This is a genomic window from Lachnospiraceae bacterium JLR.KK002, assembly GCA_036941025.1.
Classification (GTDB): domain Bacteria; phylum Bacillota; class Clostridia; order Lachnospirales; family Lachnospiraceae; genus Petralouisia.
The window spans coordinates 1,978,373-1,997,738 of sequence record JAYMNP010000001.1; the positions used below are offsets into that span (position 1 = coordinate 1,978,373).

At 45.2% G+C, this 19,366-nt stretch carries 17 protein-coding genes, 1 tRNA gene and 1 pseudogene; 9 read left to right on the forward strand and 10 right to left on the reverse strand.

What is annotated here, in order from left to right; genetic code table 11:
• Nucleotides 1-16 precede the first annotated feature (16 nt).
• The 6 genes from VSQ32_09490 to VSQ32_09515 all read left to right on the forward strand — a co-directional run bounded on the left by VSQ32_09490 (nt 17) and on the right by VSQ32_09515 (nt 5,446).
• A complete protein-coding gene (locus tag VSQ32_09490; GenBank protein MEH2943090.1) occupies nt 17-691 on the forward strand; it encodes a response regulator transcription factor in 675 nt (224 codons plus the stop codon).
• Complete coding sequence (locus tag VSQ32_09495) at nt 688-1,941, forward strand: HAMP domain-containing sensor histidine kinase (GenBank protein ID MEH2943091.1); 1,254 nt, start codon at nt 688-690, stop codon at nt 1,939-1,941. The genes VSQ32_09490 and VSQ32_09495 overlap by 4 nt, the downstream gene beginning before the upstream one ends.
• 105 nt (nt 1,942-2,046) lie before the next feature.
• The gene (locus VSQ32_09500; protein MEH2943092.1) at nt 2,047-2,775 is read left to right on the forward strand and encodes a polyphosphate polymerase domain-containing protein; all 729 of its coding nucleotides are present in this window, start codon (nt 2,047-2,049) and stop codon (nt 2,773-2,775) included.
• Nucleotides 2,765-3,460 (forward strand): DUF4956 domain-containing protein, encoded by a 696-nt coding sequence (locus VSQ32_09505; protein ID MEH2943093.1) that lies wholly within the window; start codon nt 2,765-2,767, stop codon nt 3,458-3,460. Before VSQ32_09500 ends, VSQ32_09505 begins: the two co-directional genes overlap by 11 nt.
• 69 nt (nt 3,461-3,529) lie before the next feature.
• Complete coding sequence (locus VSQ32_09510) at nt 3,530-5,206, forward strand: carbohydrate-binding domain-containing protein (protein ID MEH2943094.1); 1,677 nt, start codon at nt 3,530-3,532, stop codon at nt 5,204-5,206.
• Nucleotides 5,207-5,363: 157 nt separating this feature from the next.
• Nucleotides 5,364-5,446: transfer RNA gene (locus tag VSQ32_09515), tRNA-Leu, on the forward strand.
• Between the two features lie 6 nt (nt 5,447-5,452).
• Here the strand turns inward: VSQ32_09515 and VSQ32_09520 are convergent.
• The gene (locus VSQ32_09520; GenBank protein ID MEH2943095.1) at nt 5,453-5,689 is read right to left on the reverse strand and encodes a DEAD/DEAH box helicase family protein; all 237 of its coding nucleotides are present in this window, start codon (nt 5,687-5,689) and stop codon (nt 5,453-5,455) included.
• Nucleotides 5,690-6,273: 584 nt separating this feature from the next.
• Between VSQ32_09520 and VSQ32_09525 the strand changes: the two genes are divergently transcribed.
• A complete protein-coding gene (locus VSQ32_09525) occupies nt 6,274-6,576 on the forward strand; it encodes a type II toxin-antitoxin system RelB/DinJ family antitoxin (GenBank protein MEH2943096.1) in 303 nt (100 codons plus the stop codon).
• Between the two features lie 62 nt (nt 6,577-6,638).
• Here VSQ32_09525 and VSQ32_09530 read toward each other — a convergent pair.
• From VSQ32_09530 to tnpA, 3 genes and pseudogenes are all read right to left on the reverse strand, one after another.
• Nucleotides 6,639-6,965, reverse strand: a pseudogene (locus VSQ32_09530) (transposase).
• Nucleotides 6,966-7,093: 128 nt separating this feature from the next.
• Nucleotides 7,094-8,539, reverse strand: a complete 1,446-nt coding sequence (locus VSQ32_09535) for an IS5 family transposase (protein MEH2943097.1) — start codon at nt 8,537-8,539, stop codon at nt 7,094-7,096.
• Nucleotides 8,540-9,200: 661 nt separating this feature from the next.
• A complete protein-coding gene (tnpA, locus tag VSQ32_09540) occupies nt 9,201-9,635 on the reverse strand; it encodes an IS200/IS605 family transposase (protein MEH2943098.1) in 435 nt (144 codons plus the stop codon).
• Between the two features lie 235 nt (nt 9,636-9,870).
• On the opposite strand from tnpA, the gene VSQ32_09545 reads away from it, so the two are divergent.
• Nucleotides 9,871-10,074, forward strand: a complete 204-nt coding sequence (locus VSQ32_09545; GenBank protein ID MEH2943099.1) for a helix-turn-helix transcriptional regulator — start codon at nt 9,871-9,873, stop codon at nt 10,072-10,074.
• Nucleotides 10,075-10,087: 13 nt separating this feature from the next.
• Here VSQ32_09545 and VSQ32_09550 read toward each other — a convergent pair whose 3' ends face one another.
• From VSQ32_09550 to nrdD, 4 genes are all read right to left on the reverse strand, one after another.
• Nucleotides 10,088-10,426 (reverse strand): hypothetical protein, encoded by a 339-nt coding sequence (locus VSQ32_09550; protein MEH2943100.1) that lies wholly within the window; start codon nt 10,424-10,426, stop codon nt 10,088-10,090.
• 16 nt (nt 10,427-10,442) lie between these two features.
• Nucleotides 10,443-11,711 (reverse strand): diaminopimelate decarboxylase, encoded by a 1,269-nt coding sequence (locus tag VSQ32_09555; GenBank protein MEH2943101.1) that lies wholly within the window; start codon nt 11,709-11,711, stop codon nt 10,443-10,445.
• A 171-nt stretch (nt 11,712-11,882) separates the two neighbouring features.
• Nucleotides 11,883-12,374: an anaerobic ribonucleoside-triphosphate reductase activating protein gene (gene nrdG / locus VSQ32_09560; protein ID MEH2943102.1), complete on the reverse strand. Its 492-nt coding sequence runs from the start codon at nt 12,372-12,374 to the stop codon at nt 11,883-11,885.
• Between the two features lie 10 nt (nt 12,375-12,384).
• Nucleotides 12,385-14,505, reverse strand: coding sequence for an anaerobic ribonucleoside-triphosphate reductase (nrdD, locus tag VSQ32_09565; GenBank protein MEH2943103.1), 2,121 nt, complete (start codon nt 14,503-14,505; stop codon nt 12,385-12,387).
• Nucleotides 14,506-14,711: 206 nt separating this feature from the next.
• Here nrdD and VSQ32_09570 point away from each other — a divergent pair, with 206 nt between their 5' ends.
• Nucleotides 14,712-15,164: a hypothetical protein gene (locus VSQ32_09570; protein MEH2943104.1), complete on the forward strand. Its 453-nt coding sequence runs from the start codon at nt 14,712-14,714 to the stop codon at nt 15,162-15,164.
• 187 nt (nt 15,165-15,351) lie between these two features.
• Here VSQ32_09570 and VSQ32_09575 read toward each other — a convergent pair whose 3' ends face one another.
• On the reverse strand, nt 15,352-17,196 hold the full coding sequence (locus VSQ32_09575; protein ID MEH2943105.1) for an ABC transporter ATP-binding protein: 1,845 nt from the start codon (nt 17,194-17,196) through the stop codon (nt 15,352-15,354).
• Complete coding sequence (locus tag VSQ32_09580; protein ID MEH2943106.1) at nt 17,193-19,361, reverse strand: ABC transporter ATP-binding protein; 2,169 nt, start codon at nt 19,359-19,361, stop codon at nt 17,193-17,195. The genes VSQ32_09575 and VSQ32_09580 overlap by 4 nt, the downstream gene beginning before the upstream one ends.
• Between the last annotated feature and the right edge of the window lie 5 nt (nt 19,362-19,366).

Below are 19,366 nucleotides of genomic sequence, written 5' to 3' on the forward strand. Positions count from 1 at the left end.
TCAAGGAGGATATTTCATGCGTTTATTACTGGCTGAAGATGAAAAAGACTTATCCAGAGCATTAGTTACCATACTGGAGCGAAACAACTATTCCGTTGACGCCGTATACGACGGAGAGGCGGCGCTGGAATATCTGGAAAGCAGCAATTATGACGGGCTGATTCTGGATATTATGATGCCAGAAAAAGACGGGCTGACGGTTCTTAAAACCATCCGCGCCCAGGGCAATCCCATTCCTGTCCTGCTGCTCACTGCAAAATCAGAAATTGACGACCGGGTAACAGGGCTGGATGCAGGGGCGGACGACTATCTCACCAAACCCTTTTCCTTCCGGGAACTTCTGGCCAGAATACGGGCCATGACCCGCAGACAGACCATTGCTGTCAATACCACGCTGCAGAGGGGAAATCTGACACTGAATCCGGCCGCCTTTGAACTTTCCTCACCGGCCGGAACCATCCGGCTGGCAAACAAGGAATTTCAGATTATGGAAATGCTGATGAAACATCCCGGAACTCTGGTTTCCACCGAACGGTTTATGGAGCACATCTGGGGGTATGACAGCAGTACGGACATAAGCGTGGTCTGGGTCTATATTTCTTCTCTGCGCAAAAAGCTCAAATCCCTTAAGGCAGATGTACAGATTAAAGCTGCCAGAAACGCAGGCTATTCTCTGGAGGAACAACCATGATAAAAAAACTGCGGAGAAAATTCATTGGGGTCTCCATGCTTTCCACTCTGCTGGTTCTGACCATTATTATCGCTACTGTCAATATCCTGAATTACCGGAAGGTTATCCGGGATGCAGAACATATTCTTCTCATTCTGTCTGAACATGAGGGCCGCTTTCCCATGGAACAACCGACTCCGGAGCAAAATAATCCTTCCCATAAGCCTCCCCTTCCCCGGACTCCGGCTCCCGGAGCCATGTCTCCGGAACTTCCTTACGAATCCCGGTATTTCTCCGTCCTTCTGGACGAAAAAGGCAGCATCCTGTCTGTGGATACCGGTAAAATTGCCGCTGTAGATACGGACGCTGCTTCTGCTTTTGCCATGCAGGTATGGGAACAGGGCGCCGCATCCGGATTTCTGAACGACTACCGCTATCTCCGTCAGAGCACAGGCAGCCGGACACGTCTGATTTTTCTGGACTGCGGCAGAAACCTGTCCACCTTCCGCTCTTTTCTGATTATCAGTATTCTGGTTTCTCTCCTGGGACTTGGCTCCGTCCTGATACTGGTTCTCATTTTTTCCGGAATTATTCTGAAACCTGTCTCGGAAAGCCAGGAAAAACAGCGCCGTTTCATTACAGACGCAGGCCATGAAATCAAAACCCCGCTTACCATCATTGACGCAAATGCGGAAATTCTGGAACTGGAACAGGGAGACAGTGAATGGCTCCAAAGTATCCGTCGTCAGACACTGCGCCTTTCCTCCCTCACCGACGAGCTCATCTGTCTGTCCCGCATGGAAGAACCGAACCATTCCTTTCCCGCAGAAGATTTCTCCATTTCGGAGCTGGCAGAAGAAATGGTTCAGTCCTTTCAGCCCCTGGCCGCCGCGCAGGGAAAATCCCTTACCGCCCGTATTTCCCCGCAGCTCTCCTGCCGCGCACATCAGGCATCCATCCGTCAGTTATTCTCCATTCTGCTGGACAATGCCCTGAAATATTCCACGCAGCATGGCTCTGTGGCAGTCACCCTGCAGAAAAAAGGCAAAAATATACTCCTTCTGGTCTGCAACACTGCGGAGTATATTTCAGAAGAAGATCTGTCCCGGCTGTTCGAACGGTTTTACCGGACAGACCCTTCCAGAAATTCCGAAACCGGCGGACACGGCATCGGCCTTTCCATTGCAAAAGCCATTGTGGAAGCCCATAAAGGAAGCATTTCTGCCTCTGCGGAAGAAGGACATTCTCTCTGTATCCGCGTTATCCTGTGAATTCCGGCCTGTCAGGACTTTCACAGACTCTTCATATATATTTTAAGGTTCATTTAGGGTATGGGTGCTAAAATCTGATTATATTCAAAATCAGGAGGAACACTTATGGACTATCAACATACCTTTCAGCGCTATGAACTGAAATATTTACTGAATTCCCGTCAGAAAGCTGCTGTCCTCTCTGCCATGAAACCTTATATGACAGGGGACTCCTACCCGGACAGCACCGTCTGCAGCCTCTATTTCGATACCCCGGATTTCCTTTTAATCCGCCGCTCTCTGGAAAAAACCGCCTATAAGGAAAAACTGCGGCTGCGCAGTTATGGCCCCGCCCATTCTGACAGCACCGTGTTTGTGGAACTGAAGAAAAAGTACAAATCTGTGGTATACAAGCGCCGGATTCCCATGACGCTGTCTCAGGCCGAACGCTGTCTCTGTCCGGGCCGCCCTTTTAAAGATTCTTCGCAGATTATCCGGGAAATTGATTATTTTCGTAATTTTTACAAAAATCTGGCCCCGGCTGTTTTTCTGTCCTGTGAGCGGAAATCCTTCACCGGTATCAGTGCGCCGGATTTGCGCATTACCTTCGACGAAAACATTCTCTGGCGTCGGGAACAGCTCTCCCTTTGCAGCGGCATTTACGGCAGCCCCATCCTTTCGCCTGACACCGCGCTGATGGAAATCAAAACTGCCGGAGCCATGCCTTTATGGCTGACCGAAACCCTCTCCGAATTCGGAATTTTCAGGACTTCTTTTTCCAAATACGGAAAAGCCTGGGAAGCAATTTTACAGGGATATCTCTGTCCGGAAGGAGGTCTGCGCTATGTTTCCTGACATGTTCAAAAGCATTTTTGAAACAGGGACCTCCCTTTCCCTTCAGCCTGCGGATTTTCTGCTCTGTCTGGCGGTATCTCTGGCCATGGGCATTTTTCTGGCCATGGTTTACACTTACAAAACCCGTTATACCCAGAGCTTTGTCATTACGCTGGCATTGATTCCTGCCATTGTATGTGTAGTCATCCTGCTGGTTCACGGCAGTATCGGCGCAGGAGTGGCTGTGGCCGGAGCTTTTAACCTGGTGCGTTTCCGCTCTGTTCCCGGCTCTGCCAGGGAAATCTGTGCCATTTTTCTGGCCATGGGCGCCGGTCTCACCGCAGGTATGGGATACCTGACATACGCTGTGCTGTTTTCTCTGATTCTGGGTTCCGGCAGCCTGTTCTATACCCGTTTTGGCCTCGGAATTCCCCGGCGCCCGGACCGGAACAAAATATTACATATTACCATCCCGGAAAATCTGGACTACACGCAGGTATTTGATGAACCGCTGGAAATCTATACGTCCCGCCATGAGATGATCAGTGTAAAAACCACCAACATGGGCAGCCTTTTTAAACTTACCTGGCAGATTACGCTGAAAGAGCCGGCAGAAGAAAAGAATTTCATCGACGCCCTGCGGTGCCGCAACGGCAATCTGGAAATCGTAATTTCCCGTCAGGAGACTGCCCCCTGCGAACTGTAAAAATTCAGCCATTTTCTGATTCTGCGTATCGCAACATCAGAACATCAGCAGGCATAAAAGGAGAAAACCATGAAAAAAACAGTTTATATCTTTGCCCTTGCACTGCTGCTCACCCTGACAGGCTGTGCAGAACACAAAGCTGCCCGGTCAGATACCGGAACTTCCGGGCACTCCGATTCTGACAGCAGCGCCTCATCCGCTTTCTCAGAAGAAACCGCCATTGTCCGCAATCCGGAAGAACTGTTCAGCCAGCGCGACCTGGAAGCAGATTACAACCAGACAGAAGCCATTGTCGTTTCCCTGAATGGGAATTCTGCCGCCTGCAATTCGGAAGCGGTTGCCATCTCCGGCTCAACCATTACCATTTCCCAGGAAGGCACTTATCTGCTCTCCGGTACCCTGGAACAGGGCATGGTAATTGTGGACGCCGCAGATACCGATAAAGTTCAGCTTGTACTGGACAATGCTTCCATACAGTGCGATTCCGGTGCTCCCATTTACGTCAGGCAGGCTGACAAAGTATTTCTCACTCTGGCTCCGGAAAGTGAAAATACTCTGACAGCTTCCGGTGAGTTCGTTCAGATTGACGACAATAACATTGATGCAGCCATTTTCTCAAAGGACGATTTAACTTTAAACGGTTCCGGCATTCTGAATATTTACAGCAGTTCCGGACATGGAATTGTATCCAAAGATGACCTTGTCATTACCGGCGGCACCTGTAATATTCAGGCTGCCCGCCATGGTCTGAGCGGGAAAGACAGCGTCTGTATTGCCGGTGGAGATTTTACCATTGACGCCGGAACAGATGGCATACACAGCGGAAATGAGGACGATCCTGCTCTGGGATTTCTCTACATTGCCGGAGGAACTTTTCATATTACTGCCGGGGATGACGGTATGCACACCGACGCTGATTTTACCCTTGCAGACGGATTTGTCACCATATCCAAAAGTTATGAAGGAATTGAAGGGAAAACCATTCTCATTCAGGATGGTACCGTCAATATCACATCTTCCGATGATGGTCTGAATGCTTCAGACGGCAGCGGTTCAAAATCCTCTCCTGCCGGCCCGCCCAGTACAGAGGCTGACAGTTCCGTTTTTCTCCGGATTACAGGTGGCACTCTCACAGTCGATGCCGGAGGAGACGGCCTGGATTCCAATGGAAATCTGTACGTGGAAGGGGGAGAACTTTACATCTCCGGTTCGGAAAACGGCGGAAACAGCGCTCTGGACTATAACGGGGAGGGTAAAATCACAGGCGGAACCCTGGCTGCTGCAGGATTTTCCAATATGGCTCAGAATTTCGGTGATACCTCCTCTCAGGGAACCATGCTGGTCACCTTTGCCCCTCAGGAAGCCGGAACTGAAATATCCCTGATAAGCACTCAGAGTGATACCTTAATTTCCTATACACCGCCCAAACAATATGACAGTATTGTTTTCAGCCACCCTGATGTAACGTCCGGCAGTACCTATACGGTTCGCTGTGGGACTGTGGATACGGAAGTCACCATGGACGCCACTGTCTATGGAAATACTTCCGGTATGCCCGGCAGATTCCAGCCTCCCGAATCCCCGGAGGGAGAAAGGCCGGAGGCTCCGGACGGACAGATACCGAATGCTCCGGACGGACAAAAATCAAATCCTCCGGACGGGCAGGCTCTCCCGGACGGGCAGGCTCCTCCGGACGGAGAAAATCCGGAATTCCCCGGCGAGCAGGCTCCTCCGGACGAAGTGTAACGAAAATGGTAGGGCTGTCGGAAAATAAAATTTCCCGACAGCTCCACCGAAAAGGAGAAAAACATCTTAAAATTACTTGCTTTTTTCTTACAACTATGATAATATATTTTTGTTTGAGGCAGATACTCATGCTGTCATATTCTATATATAATCACAGGCCGGCGTGTCGGAATGGCAGACGAGGCAGACTCAAAATCTGTTGTGGGTAACCACGTGCGGGTTCAAGTCCCGCTGCCGGCAGTTCTTTCAGGTGTCAGATTCCTTATGAGATAAGGAGTTTGGCATTTTTTGATTAAAAACTTTTAACTCCTTTAACAACTCTTTAAAATATCTGCTGTCCGAATTATCCTCAACCAGTTTTGCCATTAAAAGACTTTTGCCACTGCCAGTTGGCTGGACAACTGCCACTCGCTGAATCCCTTCGTTATACATACGGTGAATATTTTCATAAATCTTTTGGTTATGTCCAAATAAACCTACCATAATCAATCCTCCCATCATTTAATTATTTTCTGCTCTTTACTTCTCCATTCGCTTTTACATTTTTCTCAAAACTGCGAAAAACACAAAAAAATCCGTAAAAAAATAACACTTAAAGCAATCCCATTTTCAGAGCTGCTTTAAATTGTATAGAATATATGTTCTGTTGTCAGGTATAAAAAAATACCAGCCATCGTTTTTATTTTTGATGGCTGATATGATACTTATATCAATATGACATATTTATTTTTTTAAGCAGTAATCTTATGCTCTCATTTATTATATCATTCACTTTTACCACAACCATATTTATTTCATCTGTTACCATTGTAGTATCTGCCTGGTTAATATACTGCTTCCCTGTTTTTACAAGTTCATTTGAGCAACCCGTTATCTCTCGTTTAAATTGGCTAAATTTAATTTCACAATTATAAGATTCAGGCACTGCACCATATGTATTTTTCCATTGTCAACGTTCTAAAACAAAATACACGGCGTTTAACCTCAATCCATACAAAAATTTGTATTGCTAATCGTTGTACAATAGTATATAATAATATCAATCCAAAAGGAAAGGTATTAAAATTATGGCTACAAAAAGTGCAAATGTACTCGCTCGCGTCGAACCAGAAGTAAAAGAACAGGCAGAATCCATCATGTCACAACTTGGATTACCAGCTTCTGTTGTGATCAATGCATTATATAAGCAAATTATCCTGACTAAAAGCATCCCTTTTTCACTCTCAATACCCAAAGAACCTGTAACACGGGATTCCATGACTACAGAAGAATTTAACACCATAATGGAAACAGGCTTATCACAAGCCAAAGCTGATCAGTCACGCTCTGTTGCTGATGCATTTGCAGATTTAAGACAGGAGTTACAATAATGGATAAAACTTATGTTGTAAAAATCACCTCACAAGCTGAAGAACAACTATATGAAATCATACATTTTTTCCTCAATCCCTGAGATGTCACGCTGGTATTTTGATATCAGCTTCGGCTCAAATTCCCCGTTCCGGTCCCTGGGCACGTCAATCTGGAATTCCCCATACTGGCTCTTCAAGTTTTTTGGGGAATGCCCATTGCGCTTGTTGTCTGTCTGTAAATCCCCTTTACGGTTCTTCTCGTAGCCGAAGGTTGCGTCCATCTCTGCCTCCATGAGTTCCTGCAGGATGTCCTTAAAACTGTCCCTGAGCAGGGCATAGACATCAGTGACGCTGTTTAAGTTGTTTTCTGAAATAATCTGTCGAATCTGTTCCTTTGCTACTGGCATAAAAACACAATTTATTTACACTACCCCCACACTACCTTAAATTATTGTGCATCCAAAAACAAATCTCTTTTATATATTTTCATTCTTTCAGACTGCTCTTCAATTATGATATACTTAGTGTCTGCTGATTAAGCAAATATTTGCAACTTCCAACTCTTACATCTGCTCCAGTTACACCAAAATCGGATCAGATACAAAAGAGCATAAAGTATTCGCCTCTGAATCTTGAATAGATTCATCACAAATACAGATAATGCGACAGAAGTTAACTGCGTTTCCTCCAGCTTGGTGGTAATACAGTCCATGCCATAGCAGCGTTTGCTTAAGCTAAAAGTACGTTCCACTTCGATTCTGTCAGTATTATCCTGATACTCTTGTTTTTTATCAACTTTTACTGCAGCACTTGGTCTGCCCAGTTTTGGTCCTGACAGACGGATCCCATGCTCTTTGCAATAACTCCTGTTTTCTCTGGTCCGGTATATCTGATCTGCCAGCACACGTTTCGGATAATAACCGGTGCGTTCCTTGAAGCGTTCTACCGCTTCAATCAGGCAGGTGCTCTCGTTATATGCTTCAAACGATATTTTTTCGATGCGTCCGTATCCTTCACTGTCAAGGCTTAGATCAAACTTTGCACCAAATTCAACTGGGGCTTTTACTTTCCCCCTGACAATAGGACGAAGCCATGGCTGCGAGATGCTTACGATACGATGTTCCACTGAGTGTACTTTGTTATCGTACATGTACTTCTGCTGCTCGTACAGCGTGATGATAGTCAGATACAAACTAATTTCTTTATCTGTCATCGCATATCCGTCGCTCATGAACTTTTCCAGATATCCGATGTCTCTTGCAACGTAACCAAGCTGTTTGCGCAGTGCCTTCCTGATTTTCTTTGCACTATGTTTTTTACTTTTGGCAAATGAAAGATAATCTTTTCTGGCACGTCTTCTATAGCGTCTTGGCAGTGGAAGACCATAGGATTTGCAAAAACGGTAAATGATGGTTTCCAGTTTCTCCCTTGCTTCGTTCAGGAGTGAAATATCCTGGGGATAACGGATGTCTGCCGGTGCACAGGTTGCGTCCAGTGTCAGTGTTCCTTTGTTTGTGTCTTCTTTCAAAGCGTCATTATCGCCGGAGTTTCCGGAAGATGGTGGTGTATTGTTGTCATCATCTTTGTGAGCAAGAAGATACTCATTTACTTCCATCAGCATTTCAGCAGAAATGCGTTTGCGAAAAAGAACCAGTGTGCTTGCATCAAACGGAGCTTCTTCCTGATAGCCGGGAAGTCCGATAAAGTACTGCAGATATGGATTCTCTGTGATCTGTTCCACGAGTTCACGATCAGAATACTGGAACTTGGTCTGGATGATCAGGGCTCCTAACGCCATCCGAAATGGCTTGGCAACATTACCCGTACCACTCGGGAACAGTCTGGCATATTTTACTTCAAATTCATCCCATGGGATTCGGTCAGCCAGTTTGATCCAGCGGTTATCCGAGTTCATGTGGAGTCCCATAGGCTGGTTGAAATCGAGAAACGAGTGGTGTAACTTGTTAATAGGTTTGTACATTGATTTAGCCCCTTTATACATAAAATATGCAGAATAACTGCAAGAAAAACGGTTTGATTTTATCAAAATCCTTGCAGGTATTATACCATAAAATGCGGTAAAAGTCGGTAAAATCAAGTGTTTTAAACCTAATCAGCAGACACTACTTAAAATTCGCTTTTTCCAATTGTTCCAATGATATATTTTGCATATCACTCTTTAACCAGATTGATGAATCTAAATACGTACCCGTTAAATTCACTTTGCTTAAATTTGCTCCAGCCAAATTCGCTCCAGTTAAATCAGAATAACTTAAATTAGCATTGCCTAAATCCAGATAACTTAAATTTATATTTTGTAAAAATAACTGTTTCTACCAGTATTCAATAGCAATCTCAATATTTCCATAAGATTCAAAAAACAACATTGCTCCATTTCTACAATATTTTTATAATATTTTAGCAGTAATATATCCAGAGATTGAATCCTCAAAAAAATAAGGCACACCAAACTTTTACATCCGATATGCCTTATTTTGATATCTTTTATACAAATCACCTCGGTTATCTGTATTTTCAATATTGATTAACTGAACCACTACCGGCTAAAGCCGGTAGGTTCAACATGCTGCTAAAGCAGCCTAAAGTTGTGCATGCTGCAAGTTATCGGTATCCCATTACTTTTATCCTATCTCAAAGTTATCAGAATTGCTCCTCTCTTGCAGATCTTGATTCTTGATATACTCCTTGATGATTTCATCTGTTACATTTCCACTGCTTGCTACAAAATAGCCTCTTGCCCACAAGTGTTGACCCCAGAATTGCTTATTTAATTCTTTATATTCCATCTGCAATTTTCGCGACGTATTCCCTTTTATATACTGTACCAACTTACTCGCTGACAAATGCGGCGGAACGGATACCAACAGATGGATATGGTCATTTCCAACATGTCCTGCCAGTATTTCTACTTCATTGCTCTGGCAGATGATTCTGATGAGTTCTCTTGTTCTTATCGCTATTTTTCCTGTTATCACTGGTTTTCGATATTTTGTTATCCAGACTAAATGGTACTTGATATCGTATGTGCAATGTGCTGACTTTCTGTAATTTTCCATTTCTTTCACCTCAAGTTTAGTATCTCTGTTTTCACCTTTTCTAAACTTGAAGCTATGGGGTTTACCTAAAGGTTTCGCCTAAAGGCGAGGGTTTTAACCCCATTATACAGACAATAAACCTCTTCATCCATCATACATAATATTCAGTAATTACCAGCACGCAAACGATTTCACATGCATATTCCGGACAGTTTTGGAAAAACTCTGTCTTATATTCAATATGGAGTGATGATATATGAAAATTATGCTTAACCAGATTTTAGATGACAGGGGAATCTCACAGAATCAGATGGCAAAAGACACCGGAATATCTGTGACAACGCTCAGAAATCTGAATCATAACAGAACCACCCGTATCGGTTTTGATACACTGGAGAAAATATGCATTTACCTGGACTGTGGAGTGGAAGATATTCTTTCTGTGGAAAGAGATGGCTGATTGGAAACTGCTATCAGTATTCCCTTTCCTGCCAGTTGCTTTTTGCTGCCTGCCATTTTCCCGGTTCCGCCTCCCAGAGTCCGTTCAGCCAGTTAATGGCATTTTGTATGCCTTCTTCCGAAAACTCCGTTTCCATCCACTGCTTTTTTTCCTCCGGTGTTGCATCAAATCCATAAGGCGCCTCCCAGGCAACCACCTGCAGCTTTTGCATTTCTTTTCCTTTTTCTGTTCCGTCCTCCGGAGGAAGTTCTTTTTTCACAACAGCAAACCGGAAGCGCAGTCCTTCATGGCTTCCGGTAAATGTTGTCTTCTTCAGATACGGAATGGACAGAATATCTTTGCGCTCTATCATAATATCTCCTGAACAGTTATTTCATATCTTTCAGAATATCAAAACAGTCAAATGTGGCAAAATAGTCCTTCGGTGTTTCCGCCCGCCGAATCAGCTGCGTACTTCCATCCTCTTTCAGCAGCACTTCTGCTGATTTCAGTTTGCCATTATAATTGTATCCCATGGAAAATCCATGAGCTCCGGTATCGTGAATTACCAGAAGATCTCCCATGTCAATTTTTGGAAGCATACGGTCGATGGCAAATTTATCATTATTCTCGCAGAGAGAGCCCGTAATATCATATTTGTGATCACATACCTGCTCTTCTTTCCCCGCAACCGTAATATGATGATAAGCCCCATACATGGCCGGACGCATCAGATTTACCGCACAGGCGTCGCAGCCTATATATTCTTTGTGAGTATGTTTCTCATGAATGGCAGTGGTCACCAGACAGCCGTAAGGCCCCATCATAAACCGGCCCAGCTCCGTGTAAATGGCCACATCGCCCATGCCCGCCGGAACAAGAACTTCTTCATACACGTCCCGTACTCCTGCACCGATGGCATAAATATCATTTGGCTCCTGATCCGGCCGGTAGGGTATACCGATTCCGCCGGATAAATTGATAAAACGGATATCTGCTCCTGTCTCTTCCTTTAATTTTACTGCCACCTCAAACAACGTTTTTGCCAACGTGGGATAATATTCGTTTGTCACCGTATTGCTGGCCAGAAACGCATGAATTCCGAAGTGCTTCGCGCCTTTTTCTTTTAATACTTTAAATCCTTCAAACAACTGTTCCGTGGTAAATCCATATTTTGCGTCTCCCGGATTGTCCATAATACTGTTGCTGATCTGGAATACACCTCCCGGATTATACCGGCAGCTTATGGTTTCCGGAATATATCCGATGGTTTTTTCCAGAAAATCAATATGGGTAAAATCATCCAGATTGATAACTGCTCCGATATCGCTGGCAAACTGAAACTCATCGGCCGGTGTGGCATTGGAGGAAAACATAATGTCCTGCCCTTCAAAATGCAGTGCATCCGCCAGCATCAGCTCTGTCATAGAGGAGCAGTCGCAGCCGCAGCCATATTCTTTTAAAATGTTAATCAGAAAAGGATTGGGCGTCGCCTTTACTGCAAAATACTCTTTAAATCCCGGATTCCAGGAAAATGCCTCCTTCAGTGCCTTCGCATTGGCGCGAATTCCTTTTTCATCGTATAAATGAAAGGGGGTAGGATATTTCTTCACAATTTCCTCTAACTGTTCTTTTGTTACAAACGGCTCTTTTTTCATACGCTCTGTCTCTCCTTATTTCCGGCTTTCCGCTCTGGTTCGTCCCGGAACCCGTACCGCACATTTCCGGGAAATTTTTCCTGCCGGCCGGATACTTTCCGAACTCATCTTCTGTCATATAAATTCAGGAATACTATAATAGTTTGACAGAAAAATGTCAAGAAATTAATACTATTCGCAGTGCAGCACAACTTTCCCCTCCGCTCTGGTGGCAGGAACGTTGATGACCCGCTGATTGGAGCTTCCCCGCCAGTACAGCCTGGTATCTTTCCGCTCCGCCTGAAACTCTCCGTCTACCAGTACGTCCACATATTTCATAATTTCCAGCTTCGCTATGGTCTCCCATACAAATCCGGTATACATCCAGATGGTTTTCTCCGGAAATCTCTCCTTAATTTCCCTGGCTAGCTTCAGCACATCGGAACGGTTCCCGAAATACAGAGGATCTCCGCCGCTGAAGGTAATTCCCGAAATATAATCTCTGGCCAGTTCCGTAAAAATTTCCTGTTTTGCACTTTCATCAAACAGCAGCCCTCCATTGGAATCCCAGGTAATGGGATTCTGACATTCCTTACAGCAATGGGAACAGCCGGATACCCATAAGACCACACGAAGTCCGTCACCGTTCAGCATATCGTCTTTTGTTATATCGTGATATCTCATAGATTTCTCCTTACATGCTTCTGCGCTCTTTGATTTCAGCCATTTTGGCGTCGTTCAGCCGGGTGTCGCCCTTTACTCTGGAATAGGACAGGTATCCGTTCATCCGCTCAATCTTAGTCAGGTTATGGCTGCCGCATTTGGGGCATACATCCATTTCCAGCTCCTGATGTCCGCAGTCGTCACAATAGGCCAGGGACAGATTCACCCCTTCATAGAATCCCATATCCATCGCCCGCCTTACCAGGGTTTTCACTGCTTCTTTATTATAATCAATGGGATACTTCACATACTGGATTTTGCCGCCGTTGCTCAGTTCCCAGAAACGATATTCCAGATCCTGTTTCTGTATGGGCGTAATATCTTCTGTCACATGGCAGTGGAAGCCATTGCTGACATACTCCCGGTCAGATACATTTTCCACAATACCGTATTTCTTGCGGAACTGCTTTACCTGCAGCCCGCAGAGGTTTTCTGCCGGAGTCGCATAGATAGCATAGAGATTTCCGTCTGCCTTTTTAAATTCCGTAATCTTCTCATTGATATGTTCCAGCACTTCAATGGCAAACTGTCCATCTTCCACCAGTGATTTTCCGTTGTACAGCCGCTGCAGTTCGTTAAATGCCGTAATTCCGAAAGAAGCTGTTGCTGTCTTTAACAGAGGTTTGATTTTGTCATGAATGCCGAGATGTCCGCCGTAAAAACCTCCTTCACAATAAGCCAGAGGATTTGTACTTGCCCGCATTTCTCCCAGATAGGCGTAAGTCCGGATGTGAAGCTGCCGGATTAACTCCAGGTAATAATCCAGAACTTCATAGAACTCCCGGCTTTCCTGTCTGGATTTTGCCAGAATCATGGGCAGATGAAGGCTGACCACCCCAATATTAAACCGTCCCACAAATACAGGATGGTCTGTATCGTCTGCAGGATTCATACCGCCTTTCACATACCAGGGCGACAGAAAGGCACGGCAGCCCATGGGGCTGATGATTTCCCCGTACTGCTTATACATACTGGAAATATAGCCTTTTCCCGTAAGGCTCAGCCAGTCGGGATACATGGTTTTCCGGGAACATTCGATTCCCGCTTCAAATACGTCCTCCAGTTCTTTTCCCGGCCCGTGAAGATTTTCATCGTAGAGAAATACCAGCTTTGGAAACAGCACGGGCTTCTTACAGCTTTCCTTCCCCTGCCCCTTTCTTCGCACCTCCAGCATGGCGATGGAGGCCATCTTCGCAAATTTCCCTGTCCCTGTCCCAAAGGTCATGGTAATAAACGGGTAATCCCCGCGGCTGGAGGATACGGAATTAAATTTGTACTCCCAGCCCTGTACCCCCTGTTCCAGGTCACGCGCGATATCTTTCATGGTTTCTTCTTCCGCCCGTTCCTGACTCAGCCCAAGGCCAAGATACTTCTCTTTATATTTTACATAGGATTTCTCTGCATAGGGCTCCAGAATTTTTTCCACACTGGGCACAGTAAATCCGCCGTACTGCTGACTTGCGGCACTTAACACAATATCTCCGATTACATCAAAGGCCACGTCCAGAGTTTTCGGCTCATTGTACCAGAGATTTCCCATTTCAAAACCGCCCCGCAGCACATTTTCCACATCAAACAGACAGCAGTTCATGGTATCTCTTCTCGCGGACATATCGTGAACATAAATGTAACCGTCCCGACATGCCTGAATCTCCTCTGTCGTCATAAAGAATTTCTGGTACAGCTCCTTATTTAACTGATTGAAAATCAGGCTGCGCTTGGTGGATACCAGCGCGCTGTCCGTGTTGGAATTTTCCTTATCCCCTATGTACATAATAGACTGGCTCTTTTTATAAACCTCGTCCAGCATCTGCACAAAATCCTGCTTATAATTTCGATAATCCCGATAACTCTTTGCCACCACCGGATTTACCTTTTCCAGCGCGCCTTCCACAATATTATGCATCTGGGCTATTTTCACTTCTTCTATACCCATGGACTCCACTTTTTCCTCTACAAACTGGCAGATGAATTTTAATTCTTCCTCTGTAAATGTAATCAGTGCGCGATAGGCAGATTTATTGACAGCAACTACCACTTTCTGCACATTAAAATCCTCTTTTGTCCCATCCTTTTTGATGACCTTAAACATTTTGTCCATTCCTTCTCCTCCTGTTCTGTATCTGCAGTTTCATATATATCTTGTGAATTATTCTCTGTTTTTCTCTTTTCAACACTATATCTTGTGCTACGGTGTATATCTTACCATGTGATTTTGAAGAAGTCAATAGATACGCATGGACTTTTTGTCCCGAACATGATACAATCATATTATCTTAAAATCAGGGAGGTGAGCAAATGACTGAAAGCGAAAAACTGGATTTAATTCTGTCCGAATTACATGAAATGAAAAATGACATACGGGAACTGAAAGATGATGTGCAGGTTTTAAAAGATGATGTGCAGGTTCTGAAAAACGATGTGCAGGTTCTGAAAAACGATGTGCAGATTCTGAAAAACGATGTGCAGGTTCTGAAATCAGAAGTACACACTCTTGAATCAGAGGTACACACCCTCAAATCGGAAATGCGGAATGTGCAGACACATCTTGAACAGATTGACGGTCGGCTGGACAGAATAGAGCACATTGTGAGCAGAAATTATGCCATGACAGAAGAATTCTATGTTTCACAGAAAGAAACAAATGCGGAGTTCCGGGCAGAGTTCCGCGTTATACACGGAACCCTGGACATGCATACACGGCAGATTTCCCGCAATACAGCAGTTCTTAAGGAATATAACATATCGTAACCTTTCTTTTTTCATGTAACTGTTATCATATGCAACCCGCCTTTCAGCGGGAAACTGCAAATTTCCGAATTACAGAATATTCTTTTACTGTATCGGGAACCCAAAAATTTCTGATACAGTAAAAGATAACTGAAGACATTCTTTTTATGAAAATCCCTTTCACTTTTCCCTGGATATACAGAAAATTTTATGCTGCTTCAAACTGAGAATTATACAGGTCTGCATAAAATCCGTTCTTTGCCAGAAGTTCCTGATGATTTCCCTGCTCAATAATATCACCGTCTTTCATCACCAGAATCACATCTGCATCCCGGATTGTGGACAGCCTGTGGGCTATTACAAAACTGGTTCTGCCTTTCATCAGATTATTCATGGCCTTCTGAATCCGTTCTTCCGTACGGGTATCCACGGATGAAGTTGCCTCATCCAGAATCAGTACAGGATTATCGGCCAGAATCGCCCGCGCAATGGTGAGAAGCTGTTTCTGACCCTGAGACACATTGCTGGCATCCTCGTTTAATTCCATCTCATACCCGCCGGGCAAAGTGGAAATAAAATGATGGGCATGGGCAGCTTTTGCAGCGGCAATGACTTCTTCGTCCGTGGCATCCAGCCTGCCGTAACGTATATTTTCCATAATAGTCCCTTTAAACAGCCAGGTATCCTGCAGCACCATGCCAAAGTTTTCCCGCAGTTCACTTCGGTTAAACTCTCTCAGGTCATGACCGTCTACTTTTATACTTCCTTCCAGCACATCATAAAACCGCATCAGCAATTTTACCATGGTAGTCTTCCCGGCTCCGGTAGGCCCCACGATTGCCACCATCTGCCCTGGTTCCACCTGACAGTTAAAATCATGAATTATCACTTTGTTACTGTCATATCCAAACTGTACATGTTCAAAACTCACCCTGCCTTCCATATCCGAAAGATGTACGGAATCATCCCTCTCCATATCTTCTTCCTCTTCTTCATCCAGAAATTCGAAGACACGCTCTGCCGCCGCTGCTGTGGACTGCAGCATATTGGACACCTGAGCCACCTGAGTAACTGGCTGGGTAAACTGACGGACATACTGAATAAAAGACTGGATTTCTCCCACCTCTATGGTTCCCCGGATGGCAAGCATTCCTCCCGCCACTGCCACTGCCACATAACCCAGATTTCCAACAAATCCCATAATGGGCTGCATCATACCGGACAGAAACTGTGCTTTCCACGCAGACTGAAACAGGATATCATTGGTCTTATGAAATGTTTCCAGCATATCCTCTTCCTTATTAAATGCTTTTACAATATTGTGACCGCTGAATACCTCTTCTGCCTGTCCGTTGACTTCCCCCAGATACTTCTGCTGGGCCACGAAATACTTCTGAGAAATTTTCACTACAATTCCAATCAGAACTGCGGATACCGGAAGAATCACCACTGCAATCAGCGTCATCAGAGGGCTGATACTGAGCATCATTACAAGAATTCCTATTAATGTGGTAACCGAAGTGATAAGCTGCGTTACACTCTGATTCAGCCCCTGTCCCAGTGTATCCACATCGTTGGTAATCCTGGATAACACCTCTCCCACTGTCCGGGATTCAAAATATTTCACAGGCATCCGGTTGATTTTCCGGGAAATATCTGCCCGGAACCGAAAACATATTTTCTGAGTGATGCCCGTCATAATCCAGCTCTGAATGAAAGAGCAGACCGCACTGACAATATAAACACAGACCAGAAACAGGAGGATTTCCCCGATTTTCCCAAAATCAATTCCGCCGGTCCCGGTAATTTTGGCTACCAGCCCGTTAAAAAGTTCTGTAGTGGCCTGACCCAGAATTTTAGGTCCTGCAATACCAAATACAGTAGAAGCCACCGCAAATATCATAACGATTACAATGGCTATTTTGTAGTTTCCCATATACCGTATCAGTTTTCCAATCGTTCCCCGAAAATTTTTTGCTTTTTCTCCCGGCATCATACCTGCGCCTGGGCCATGGCCGCGGCCCATTCTCCCTCGACGTCCCGGCTCGCTCATTCCACAGCGCCTCCTTCCTCTCTGCCTGTTTTCTTCAGCTCCTGTTCTGACAACTGGGATGCTGCAATTTCCTGATAAGTCTCACAGTTTTTCATTAATTCTTCGTGTGTTCCCATGTCGGCAATCTTTCCGTCTTCCAGCACAATAATCTGATCCGCATGAAGAATCGTACTGATACGCTGTGCCACGATAATGACAGCCGCCTCTGTTGTTTTCTTTGTCAGCGCTTTCCGCAGCGCCACGTCGGTTTTATAATCCAATGCGGAAAAACTGTCATCAAATAAAAGTACTCCGGGATTTTTAGCAATGGCCCGTGCAATGGACAACCGCTGCTTCTGCCCGCCGGATACATTGGTACCGCCCTGAGCAATGGGGCTGCCATACCGTTCTTCTTTTTCCAGAATAAAAGATTCTGCCTGAGCAATCTCTGCCGCTTCCTTCATATCCGCTTCTGTCACATTTCCTGCAAACTGCAGATTGGAAGCAATTGTACCGGAAAAAAGAAATCCCTGCTGCGGCACATAACCAATCGTATTTCTCAGTTCTTTCTGGCTCAAATCCCGGATATCCACACCATCCAGAGTAATCCTGCCTTCCGTTACATCATAAAACCTGGGAATCAGATTCAGCAGTGTGGATTTTCCGCAGCCGGTGCTTCCAATAATGGCCGTGGTCTTTCCTGGCTCTGCTTTAAAAGAAATATGGGAAACTGCCGGTTCCTCTGCTCCCGGATAGACGAAGGACACATCCTCAAAAGCCACTGCACCTTTCCATCCCCCTTCAGGTTCTGCCGCCGGACAGACAGGGTCGTTCACTGTTTCTTCGGTACGGAGCACTTCGTCAATACGTCTGGCTGCGACTCCGGCCCTTGGCAGCATCACTGATACCATGGTAATCATCAGAAATGCCATAACAATCTGCATGGTATAGGTAATGAAGGCCATCATATCTCCCACCTGCAGATTTCCCAGATCCACGCCTTCGGAACCAAACCATACAATCAATACGGTAATACAGTTCATAATCAGCATCATCGCCGGCATCATCATGGACATAACCCGGCTGGTAAACAACTGGGTTTTCATCAAATCCCGGCTGGCGCCCTCAAATCGTTTTTCCTCGAACTTTTCTCTGGAAAAGGCACGTATCACAGAAATTCCTGTCAGAATTTCTCTGGAAACCAGATTCAGACGATCCACCAGTGTCTGCATTTTCTTAAATTTCGGCATGGTTACAGACATCAGAATTCCTACCAGCAGAATAATACTGCCCACAGCAACCCCGATAATCCAGCCCATTCCTGTTCTGGTGTTCATCACCTTCAGAATACCTCCGATTCCGATAATCGGGGCATAAATTACCATGCGCAGCAGAATAAATTCCACCATCTGCACCTGCTGAATATCATTGGTACATCTGGTAATCAGGGAGGCTGTGGAAAACTGTTCCAGCTCACAGTTGGAAAAAGATACTACTTTCTGAAATACCTGGCCGCGCAGTTTCATACCAATCCGAGCTGAAATGCGTGCGGCAAGCAGACCTGTAAAGACAGAGGCTGCCATCATCACAATTGCCATGGCAAGCATCTTTCCTCCGGTACGAAACATATAGCGGTTCTGATAATCGCCCAGGTTCCAGCCCAGTGCTTCATATTCGTTTCTGACTGCAAGACCTGCCCGCTGAGCAATCAGGCTGCTGTTTCCCTCTCCCATTCCTTCCATGGCCTGCTGTTCCAGTTTCAGAATCTGTTCTCTGGTAATCTGACCCTGTTCTGCCATTTTCTGCAGAGTTTTTCCATCCAGGTTCATGTTCTCCATCATGGACTGCATAACTGCCAGGGGCACTCCCAGCATTTCATCCAGCGCTTCCAGTTCCTCCTGGTTTAAGTTATTTCTCCTGTAATTTCCGTTCTCCTGTTTCGTATAGGAATCCCGCAAAATCTTTTCATCCTCTTTTTCCAGAAAAAGAACGATATTTTCCAGTGTCTCTTCTCTCATTTCATCCGGCGATACATGGGCAATCCCGCCCTGCTGAATTCCCACGTCCACAATGTCGGACATATACTGAGGCAGTGAAAGTTCACAGTATGCCTGTGCAACCAGAAGCAAAATAATGCACAGTACCGCTCTTTTGTATCTGCCCAGATATTGAAATATTTTTCCCATTCCCA